Source organism: Roseovarius mucosus, assembly GCF_002080415.1.
GTDB lineage: Bacteria > Pseudomonadota > Alphaproteobacteria > Rhodobacterales > Rhodobacteraceae > Roseovarius > Roseovarius mucosus_A.
In genome coordinates this window covers 3650448-3659804 of record NZ_CP020474.1, presented here as the reverse complement: position 1 = coordinate 3659804, position 9357 = coordinate 3650448, and the positions used below count along the sequence as shown (strand labels likewise).

Here is a 9357-nt window from a genome sequence, read left to right as displayed (position 1 = left end):
ATGCGCGACTACGGCACCGCCACGGAGGCCATGCTCGCCAGCCTCACCGGCGTCATTACCCGGCATCTGGTCTGGGTCCAGCCCCGGCGACGCGACACGGGACTGATCGAGGCGGCAGGGTTTTGGAACGGCCTCGATGTGCGCCAGTTCACGGTGGGCGCAGAGGCGCGCAGCTATGCCGCTGCCGGGTCGCTGCTGGGGCTTGATCCGATCCGGGGCGAGGTGGGTCTGAACGTGCGCATGCACACGATCCGGTTTTCGGGCATCCCGGCCACGGTTCTGAACCTGTTGAACACCTATCATCTGCTTGGCGCACCCGTTGAGGTGCATCGCGTGTTCTTCGATCCGGTCAAGGCCGTGCAGGTGGGCGTGCCTGTGCGCGTGATCAAGGGGTCGGTCGAGGAGATGCCCTTGCCGCGCGCGGCCGAGGGCCAGAGCGCCGAAATCGAAATGACCGTGGCCAGCGCCGCCCGCGCCCTGACCCGCACGCTAGCCCTCAAGAAATCGGACTCGGCACAACGGCGCATCAACCCGGCGGATCGGGGCCGGGAATATGCGGCCGTCTCCGGTGCGGTGCCGGTGTTCTGGGGGGCTGGCAAATCACAGAACGGAACACCGCCGCCGACGGCAACCGTGCCTGCCACGCCAACGGCAGATGACCGCACAGGCGGCTTTTCGGGCAGCGGAGACAATCGCGGATGAGCCGGGCAATACGATTGATCGATTATCTCGACGCCGTGCGGGCCAAGCGGTTTCGGCCCGGCAGCCACGACTGCGGCATGTATGTGGCCGGGTGGGTGAAGGTCGCGACCGGCGTCGATCACGGCGAGCGGTGGCGCGGGCGCTATCGCAGCATGGCAGGCCTCACCCGCGTGATGGCCCAAGACGGCTTTGCCAGCCATGTCGATTACATCGCGAGCCTCTTCCCGGAGATCCCGCCCGCCATGGCACAGGTCGGCGATCTGGCGGTGTGCGAGGGCAGCGCCATGGGCATCTTTGCCAGTGACCGCGTGTTCGTGCTGCGGCCTGACGGGCTGGGGCATCTGTCCCGCCTCAAAGCGGAGAGGGCCTTCCAGATATGATCCTCTTCTTTGCGATCCTCGCGGCATTCATCGCAGCGCCGAGCGGAGCTTTGGCCGAGCCGATTTCGTCTGCGATTGCCATCGCTCTGGCCGCATCGAGCGCGGGAGCTGGCACCTTTGCTGCAATTGCGGCCGGGTTCGGCGCGCTCGGGGCTTTTGCGACGCGGATCATCGTCGGCGCGGGCCTGTCGCTGCTGAGCCAAGCCTTCGCCAAGAAGCCGAAGGTGAACGGCCAGGGCATCCAGACAGAGCAGACCACCACCGGCGATGTCACGCCCGCCAAGTTCGTGGTGGGCACCTACGCCGTCGAGGGTCACGCGGTCGCACCCGCCTATTCCCGGTTCAAGAACAACGGCATCCTGACTTACATTCTTGAGGTCTCGAATGTTCCCGTCACTGGCCTGACCGGGCGGATCGTGATCAACGGGAAATACTCCGACATCGAAGCGCCCGCAGATAGCGCGGGGCCATTCAATGAAGTGTTTACCGGGTCTGGCCGCCGCATCCTGACAGCGTTCCGGCAGGATGATACCGATCCGACCGCGTGGCTGTGGTTCTATGACGGCACCCAGACCACCGCCGCCGAGCCTCTGGTGCACTATTACGAACACCACGTTGATCGCCCTTGGACAACCGATCACGTCCTGCGCGGCACGGCCTATGCTGTGCTGGAGTTCGCGCTTGATCCCGAGATCTATCAGGGCCTGCCCTCGGTGCGTTTCGAGGTGCAGGGCATCAAGCTCTATGATCCGCGCAAGGATACGACCGTGGGCGGCTCTGGCGCGCATCGTTGGGATGATCCGACCACGTGGGAGTGGACCGAAAACCCGATAGTGATCAATTACAACGTTATGCGCGGCATCACCCTGCCCACCGGCGATATCTGGGGCGGGCGGGTCGACGCAGAGGATTTGCCGCTTGATAACTGGTTCGCCGCCATGAACGAGTGCGACGTCGATGTCGGCGGGCGCAAGCAATACGTGGCCGGGTTCGAGATCAACGTCGAGGAAATGGAGCCCGTCGATGTGATCGAGGAAATGAACCGCGCCAGCTTTGCCCAGATGAGCGAGTTTGGTGGGGTGTTCCGGGTGCGCGTGGGTGCGCCCGCCGCCCCGGTCCTGCATGTGACCGACGCGGATTTCGTAATCACGGAAGGGTCTGTGCTGACACCGTTCCCGGCGTTCGACACCGTGACCAACGGCATCACCGGCACCTATGTTGAGCCAAACGACATTTGGGAAGGTCGGGACGCCGATCTGATCCTCAATGAGGATTGGGTGGCCGAGGATGGCCGTCAGCGCGTATCCAGCCTTGGCCTGCCAGCCGTAAGCGTCAAGGCGCAGGCGCAGCAACTCTTGAACGCCTATCTGCTGGACGGGCGACGGTTTCGCACCCATCAGATGACGCTGCCGCCGTCCTTTGCCCTAGTTGAGCCGCTGGATTCGATCAGCTTCACCTCCGAGACCTTTGGTTACACCAGCAAAATGTTCGAGGTGATCGAGGTCGAGGACCGACCCGACACGCTCTTGCAGGTCGTGACCGTGCGCGAGCGCGAGGCGGGCGACGTTGCGATCAAGCCGGAGCTTGAAGTCGCAGCCCCTCTGCCGACCAACGGGCAAACGCCGCCCACCCCTGCGGTCGTGGCGCTGTCTGTTGCGGCCTTTGATCTGTCTGACGATGCGGGCAATGCTCGCCGCCCGGCAATCCTGCTGACCTGGACGGTTGACGATGCGTTCCCGTCGATCCGAAACCTGCGCTATGAGGTCCGCGTCCGGGCCACGCAGGAGCTCATCGCCGAGGGGATCAAGCCGGTGGAAGGTGGCCGCGTGCTGGTGCGCGGCGATCTGATCGCCGCCACGGAATACGAGGTGCGCGCCCGCTACGTGGCGGATGCCCCGACCGCCTGGTCGCCATGGCTGAGCGTGACCACGCCCGACCTGCGCATGACCGGCGTCGATCTTGATCCCGCACTCACCACCGTGACTGTGCCGACGGGGCTGGCACTGGCAACGGTGCTGGTCGCCGACGCCCTCTCGCGGGTCTCCGCAGTCTGGGGTGCTGTTGCGAATGCGGCCAGTTACGAGGTGGGGGTCACCACGGGCGGGACCGAGACGATCTTTCCGGCCGGAGGGCCTGCGTGGTCTCGCGATGGGGTGCCGGGATCGGTGTTTTCGATGCGCGTGCGCGCGGTGTCGGCGATTGGCACCAAGTCGGCTTGGTCGGCAGCGGTTGGCATCACGGCGGCTGTCGATACGATACCGCCCGCCGTCCCGAGCGGCATCTCTGCCGAGGGGATGTTCGAGGGCATCTGGGTCAAGTGGACCGCCAACACCGAAAGCGATCTGTCGCGCTATGAGATCGTCGAGCGGGTGTCGGCCACGGCTCCGGGCGTCAGCACTGTGCCGACCTATATCACCACCACGCCGCAATTTATCAGCCAGAACCTGACAGGGGGCCAGACCCTGAACTATTGGGTGCGCGCGGTCGACACCTCGGGCAACAAATCAGGCTGGTCTGCGAGGGTGACGGCCACCGCGCGCGCGGCGGGCGACGTGATCAATCAGGAGGCACTTCAAGGGCTGATTGACGCGACGAGCTTTGCGGCGGGTCTGGAGCCGGTCACGGTTGTGGGGTCTCTGCCCACGGTCAAATCGACTGAGCTGGTCGCGTTTGGCGGCAAAATCTATCGCTGGAACGGTACGGCCTATGTCGCCTCGGTTGCCAGCACCGACGTGGTGGGGCAATTCACGGCCGCCTCCATCGCGGCAGGCGCCATTGGCGCGGATCAATTGGCGGCCAACGCCGTGCGCGCGCGGAATATGGCCATCGGGTCCTTCGACAACCTGAATGTCGACGCCAATTTTGATGATCATTCCGCATGGTCCAACCCTGCTGGCGTCGACTGGATCACGACCTCTGCCATCACGAGCTGGGGATCCACCAACCTTGCGCGCTTGCAAGGGGTGGGCACGACCTACACCGTATCCAACAGCCTCTTTACGATTGAGTTGAACGGTGAAGGGGAAGCCCTCTATTTCCGTTATTTTGCACGGATCGTCGCCGGAACAGGCAACGTTTATGCGGACCTGCAGTTGTCCAGAAACCCGACCTTTTCCGGCGTGAACGGAACCGACTACATCTTCGCGAATATTGGGGCCGTCTCCTCTACCTCCATCACGAAGGTCGAGGGCGCGATCAATGTTCCGGCGGGCTTCAAGTTCGCGCGCATTCGTCTGATCAAAGGCAACAACGGCACCACCAACTGCTACATAGGTGGCGTCATGGTGCGCCGCATGAATACTGGAAAGCTGATTGTTGATGGCGAAATTCAATCCAATCATATCAACACTGGAAGTTTCGCGGCCGCTGGTCTGGCTCTCTTTGGTGATGCTCTTCAATCTGATGATTTTTCTGCCGGTTCTATGGGATGGCAGATCAACAAAAACGGTAATGCCGAGTTCAACAGTCTGATCGTTCGATCTTCGCTTGTCGAAGGCTCTGTTTCTGATGGGGGAACTGCACTTAGCACGGCCGCTCAGCACGTTGCACATAACTCAGTTCACTGCCTGACCACACTTTCGTCCGGAGACGCCACACCAGAGTCAATGTACACAATTGGTACCTTCTTTGAACATAGGCCAGCAGGAACATCGGCTTTTGATGGCCGGGTTGTGAACACCGCATTCCTGTTACAAGAACGGATCAACTTTGCGGGCTCTTGGAGCGCTTGGGCGAACCTTTACAATAGTGGCTATGCTATCGGCGGTATTGGGGCAACTTACACTCAAAGACACTTTGTAACCAATCGCATTTACAATGCGGACAGCGTCCAGCTTCGTCTTTTGACGGCCTATGATTTTCCGACTGGAGGTTTGTCAACAACCCAAAACTGCCTGAGAAACGCAGCTATTAGTCTAAGGGCAGTAAGGAGGTAACATGGGATATTTTGTGAAATTGAACGAACAGGGCATTGTCCAGGAAGCAGTTTCTACCAGCGGTCAACCCGAGGGATTTATGAGGGTTGTGGTCGATCAGCCAAGCGACGGCGAGATTCAAACACCCGTTCCGGTGACCCTTTATGAGCTGAGTAACATGATGCTTGTCGAAGGTATCCTTGTTTCAAGACCAAAGTCGCCCCAACCTTATTCAAGTGATGGCAAGATAATTGTTCCGTCATGCTCCGAAGGAACGACGATCAATGTATTTGATCAAACTGGTCAAGAAGTCATGGCAACAATCATTGCCGAAACCGATGATCACGAGGAGGCATTTGAATTTATTGACCCCGGAACATACCGGGTCGAGGTCGAAGCACCATTTCCCCATGTTCCAACATTTGCCGAGGTAATGATTGAATGACACGCATATTGTCCCGCTCCGATGTGAGCAAAGCGCGCGAACTGAACGTTTGCAAGGCTAAAGCCAAGGATGCCGTCAACAAGAGAATGGATCAGATCAGGTCGAGGTTCATCACGTCGATTGCGGGTCAATCCATGATCTACATGGCCAAGGAAGCCGAGGCCTTGGCGTACGTCGCAGCAACACCCGAACCAAACACGGTGGCAGGCTGGGAACAAGACTATCCATTTATTGCCGGAGAAGTCGGATCTACAGGCAGCAGCGCATACGAAGTGGCCCAAGTGTTTCTGAATCTGGCGGCCCAGTGGAGAGACATTGGCGCTCAATTGGAAAAGGCGCGGATCGAAACGATCCAGGCCATTAGCCTGTCGCAATCTGTAACGGATACTGACGATGCGCTCGGGCAGTTCGAGGCTGAAATAGCAGAGTTCGACAGCTAAGTCCTGACTGCGCTGCTGGCCATGGACCCGATGCAGGCGGATTATGCCGCAGACCATTGGTGACCCTTATAGGCCTGCCTCCATGGGGGCCTCGGGACGCAGGGAGGGCACGTCCCGAGGCACGGGGATGCAAAACGCAGGGCCCCGCCGACCAACACAACAAATCATCGCCCCAAGCTCGGAGGAGAGCCGCGGCACCAATGGGCGATTCTGTGGTCAGGGTCGAGGTCCGCGGGGCCGCATAAGGCCTCACTCCCGTTCACATCGTGGCGAGATACGTGTGTCTCCGGCGGCCCGCTCAGAGATTGGCAGCGCCAAAGGGCTCAAACAGCACAAGGGGCCGTGGGACCCTCGGAAATCCTTCATCTGGAATGGCCGATTGCCCCGCGCGAAACTGGCGAACCACACCGGCCGCTGGCCCCACTGTGGCGCTAGAGAGAGACCCTAGGGCGCGCGCTTCTGGAACGCGCCCTAGGGCACGGGGCCACGTCACCAAACAGAAACCCCGCCGACCAGACAGACCTCATGGCCGCTCCCTGCCCCAAGGGGGCGGTGATCTTATGAGGTGATTCTAAGTGGAAGATCGAGATGCCCGTTGCTGCGCATGTGGCCGTTTGTTATTCAAGTTTTCGAGAGGCGCGCGGATATCCGGCATCTCGATCAAGTGCCCAAGATGCCGGGCCATGAACACACCGAGGCCAAGAGCCCTTCCCCCAAAGCGCGATGCGCTAAGAGAAGGAGCCAAACTTGGCAAGATCGTCCACCCTCCCGAAACCTGAGCTGCCGCCCGGTGCGCCGGGCCTGCCCAAGGGCACCCGCTACCGGCGGCAATATGGCGTCATTGTCCTGCTCGAGGACGAGGCCGCCCAAGTGGATGCCTTTGGCCGCCTGCGCCGTCAGGGCTTCAAATGCCGCGTGGTGGTGACATGAAGCTCGCCATCCACCACCCTAGCCCCATCCCGGACACCTACCGCGCGGCCCGGGTCTCCAGCCTCTTCAACGTCGAGGGCGACGCGGATTTCCGCCTCGAGGTCGAGGCCGATCTCTTGGCCCGGCCGTGGCAGATCGGCCTCATTGTCGGCCCCTCGGGCAGCGGCAAATCCTCGCTTGCCCGCGCGGCCTTTGGCGCGCAGCTTGATCCACGTCCGTGGCCCGAGGGCGCGCTGATCGACGCGATTGATCCCGAGGGCGCATTCGATGCCGTCGCGGCGGCCCTCTCCGCCGTGGGCCTTGGCACCGTGCCGAGCTGGCTGCGCCCCTTCCACCATCTCTCGACCGGCGAGCAATTCCGGGCTGAGTTGGCGCGCATTCTGGCAGAGCGGCCGAGCTTTGCCATTCTCGACGAGTTCACCTCGACCATCGACCGGCGCGTGGCCCAGATCGGGGCCGCCGCGTTTGCCAAGGCGTGGCGGCGCGGCAAAGGCCAGTTCGTCGCCGTCACCTGTCACGAGGACGTGGTGTCATGGCTACAGCCCGATTGGGTGATCGACACCCGCCGCGCCGAGTTCCGCTGGAGGCGTCTTCGACGGGCACCGCGCATTGCCATGGACATTCACCAGACGGACGGCTCCTTCTGGCCCGCCTTTGAGCCGCATCACTACCTGAAGCTGCCCCGCATGATCGCGGCCAATTACTACGTGGGTTTCGTCGATGGCGCGCCCGTGGCGCATCTCGCCGTCTCGACCCGGCCGGGGCTGGTCGAGGGCCGCGCCTGTCGCCTTGTCGTCATGCCCGAGTGGCAAGGCGCGGGGCTGGGCCTGCGCTTTCTCAACGAGGTCTGCGCCCTCTGGCGGCGCGGCGTGAACCGCTACGACAAACCGATGCCGATGCTCTTTCACACCTCGCACCCCGGCCTCGCCGCAGCGCTCCGCCGCGATCCCCTCTGGGCGCAGGTCTCCGCCATCCTCTACGCCCAGTCCAAGGAACGCAGCATGAAGACCCTCGCCGCTGCCCGGGCGCGTCGCGGCCTGAAGCCCGCCGGGACTGGCTATGGCGGCCATTTCCGCGCCGTGCAGGGGTTTCGGTATGTGGAGTGAGGGGGTGTTTAAGGGGGGTTAAACCTGCCCCTCATGTTCCTAGTTAATGACCGATGTCAGCCCGAAGCGGACCCACGGTCCCAGACGCGAATTTGCGATAGCTGACATTCACCGCGGGGGCCACGAACTGGTAGGATGCGGACGATGAGGTCGCTGATCTTGTTAAGAACAATGACCGCTCGTAAATTGCTACCCGGCAATGGTGAACGGCATCCATTGAAAGCCCTAGGACACTTCGGGGAGTTAGTTGATGGCAGCATTGGCTGCCCGAGGCGATCCTGCAGAGGAATGCACACCAAGCAATTGACGTCTCAGTATCCATCGGCAACTCTGGCCAACGGTTGGTGGAAGGCAAAAGGGACTCTAAACGTATGAAACAACTTTTCATCCTATGCGCTGTTTCGTTGGGCAGCGTAGTACTTTTGTTTGCGGCCTGGCTTTACGCGTCTTCTCTCCATAGCTATTTCTGTGTTGCCGACGAGAGCCCAGTTATCTGCCTGCGAAGTTGGATAAATCCCCTTGCAGCCATATTTACCGTGATTGCAATTTGGTACGCTGCTCGGCAGGTCATTGAGACCCGACGCCAGTCTTTGGCCGCGACTAGAGAGAGTTTGGTTTTAATGAGAAGCGATTTGGAAAATGCGTTGATTCCAGTCCTCCAAATTAAAGATGAGCTTTATTCAAGAGTTCCGTTTTTCCAAGAAAAGTGGGCAGGCGATCATGGTGACTATATACCTAGATTTGTTGAATACTATCCATCGCCCTTTGGTTTTGAGAGGCAATTCATAGAGAATATTCTGACTAGGAAGAACTTCCACTACGAGATCATGAAACTCAGAAGTACCACTAATCTTCCACTGAAGCTCGAAGCCTTGATGTTCGAGCTGGAAGATGCCGCAAAATTCAATCCTTACACATTTTTTCCTGGCACTACGTCTGCTCTTTACGACAATGCAACCTGGAAGGAGAGCGTTGAGCTCGAAAAGCTCGATAAACCCGAGATAACGGTGGAGAGCATTGAAGTTGATGGAGTTGAATATCAATACTATTCAGATCCAGCTTCGGAATGCTATCAGTCGGTCTTCGCGTGCTTTCACGAAATCGATATCGCATTAAACAATTTACTAAAAGAGTTACTGATCGAGAAGAAAACGATCAATGCCGCTCTCACAGAAGTTGACAATGAATTAACAGAAGAGAGCCGCAAAAGAGTATCCGATCTTCGTCAGAAGGCAAAGAAAAAGGGACGTGACTTCCGCTTTTAATGTGTTTCCGGAGTTTTCTTGTCCGTTACGCACCTGCTTCTCAATTGTTGTTGCGAAAACAGTCGTTGGTGCAAAACGCAGCATCCAGCACAATGGGCTCCGACCCGTCATTCGCTGCGCTGTCACGAAGGTCGGCTTCGGTGCCAAGATCCCACCTTTGCAAAGCCCGCCTCCT

General features: G+C 59.8%; 9 protein-coding genes. All 9 read left to right on the top strand.

Annotated features, from left to right (window positions below; genetic code table 11):
• Positions 1 to 702, top strand: a complete 702-nt coding sequence (locus tag ROSMUCSMR3_RS17495; protein ID WP_081508172.1) for a hypothetical protein — start codon at positions 1 to 3, stop codon at positions 700 to 702.
• Positions 699 to 1082 (top strand): DUF6950 family protein, encoded by a 384-nt coding sequence (locus ROSMUCSMR3_RS17490; RefSeq protein WP_081508171.1) that lies wholly within the window; start codon positions 699 to 701, stop codon positions 1080 to 1082. The genes ROSMUCSMR3_RS17495 and ROSMUCSMR3_RS17490 overlap by 4 nt, the downstream gene beginning before the upstream one ends.
• Positions 1079 to 5017, top strand: a complete 3939-nt coding sequence (locus tag ROSMUCSMR3_RS17485; protein WP_081508170.1) for a host specificity protein J — start codon at positions 1079 to 1081, stop codon at positions 5015 to 5017. Before ROSMUCSMR3_RS17490 ends, ROSMUCSMR3_RS17485 begins: the two co-directional genes overlap by 4 nt.
• Position 5018: 1 nt before the next feature.
• Positions 5019 to 5441 carry a hypothetical protein gene (locus ROSMUCSMR3_RS17480; RefSeq protein WP_081508169.1) on the top strand — a complete coding sequence of 141 codons (423 nt, stop codon included), beginning with the start codon at positions 5019 to 5021 and terminating at the stop codon, positions 5439 to 5441.
• Positions 5438 to 5881: a hypothetical protein gene (locus ROSMUCSMR3_RS17475; protein WP_081508168.1), complete on the top strand. Its 444-nt coding sequence runs from the start codon at positions 5438 to 5440 to the stop codon at positions 5879 to 5881. The genes ROSMUCSMR3_RS17480 and ROSMUCSMR3_RS17475 overlap by 4 nt, the downstream gene beginning before the upstream one ends.
• A gap of 575 nt (positions 5882 to 6456) precedes the next feature.
• Positions 6457 to 6660: a Com family DNA-binding transcriptional regulator gene (locus ROSMUCSMR3_RS21930; protein ID WP_081508167.1), complete on the top strand. Its 204-nt coding sequence runs from the start codon at positions 6457 to 6459 to the stop codon at positions 6658 to 6660.
• The gene (locus ROSMUCSMR3_RS17465; protein WP_008280183.1) at positions 6629 to 6811 is read left to right on the top strand and encodes a hypothetical protein; all 183 of its coding nucleotides are present in this window, start codon (positions 6629 to 6631) and stop codon (positions 6809 to 6811) included. Before ROSMUCSMR3_RS21930 ends, ROSMUCSMR3_RS17465 begins: the two co-directional genes overlap by 32 nt.
• Entirely contained in the window at positions 6808 to 7917 is a 1110-nt protein-coding gene (locus ROSMUCSMR3_RS17460; RefSeq protein ID WP_081508166.1) for an ABC transporter ATP-binding protein, read from the top strand. The genes ROSMUCSMR3_RS17465 and ROSMUCSMR3_RS17460 overlap by 4 nt, the downstream gene beginning before the upstream one ends.
• A gap of 371 nt (positions 7918 to 8288) precedes the next feature.
• Entirely contained in the window at positions 8289 to 9182 is an 894-nt protein-coding gene (locus ROSMUCSMR3_RS17455; protein ID WP_081508165.1) for a hypothetical protein, read from the top strand.
• Positions 9183 to 9357: the final 175 nt, after the last annotated feature.

What these genes read in the sequence shown, in the direction of transcription:
- ROSMUCSMR3_RS17490 (WP_081508171.1), top strand. Translation starts at nt 699, where the DNA reads ATGAGCCGGGCAATACGATTGATCGATTATCTCGACGCCGTGCGGGCC.
- ROSMUCSMR3_RS17480 (WP_081508169.1), top strand. Translation starts at nt 5,019, where the DNA reads ATGGGATATTTTGTGAAATTGAACGAACAGGGCATTGTCCAGGAAGCA.
- ROSMUCSMR3_RS17495 (WP_081508172.1), top strand. Translation starts at nt 1, where the DNA reads ATGCGCGACTACGGCACCGCCACGGAGGCCATGCTCGCCAGCCTCACC.
- ROSMUCSMR3_RS17475 (WP_081508168.1), top strand. Translation starts at nt 5,438, where the DNA reads ATGACACGCATATTGTCCCGCTCCGATGTGAGCAAAGCGCGCGAACTG.
- ROSMUCSMR3_RS17485 (WP_081508170.1), top strand. Translation starts at nt 1,079, where the DNA reads ATGATCCTCTTCTTTGCGATCCTCGCGGCATTCATCGCAGCGCCGAGC.
- ROSMUCSMR3_RS17455 (WP_081508165.1), top strand. Translation starts at nt 8,289, where the DNA reads ATGAAACAACTTTTCATCCTATGCGCTGTTTCGTTGGGCAGCGTAGTA.
- ROSMUCSMR3_RS17460 (WP_081508166.1), top strand. Translation starts at nt 6,808, where the DNA reads ATGAAGCTCGCCATCCACCACCCTAGCCCCATCCCGGACACCTACCGC.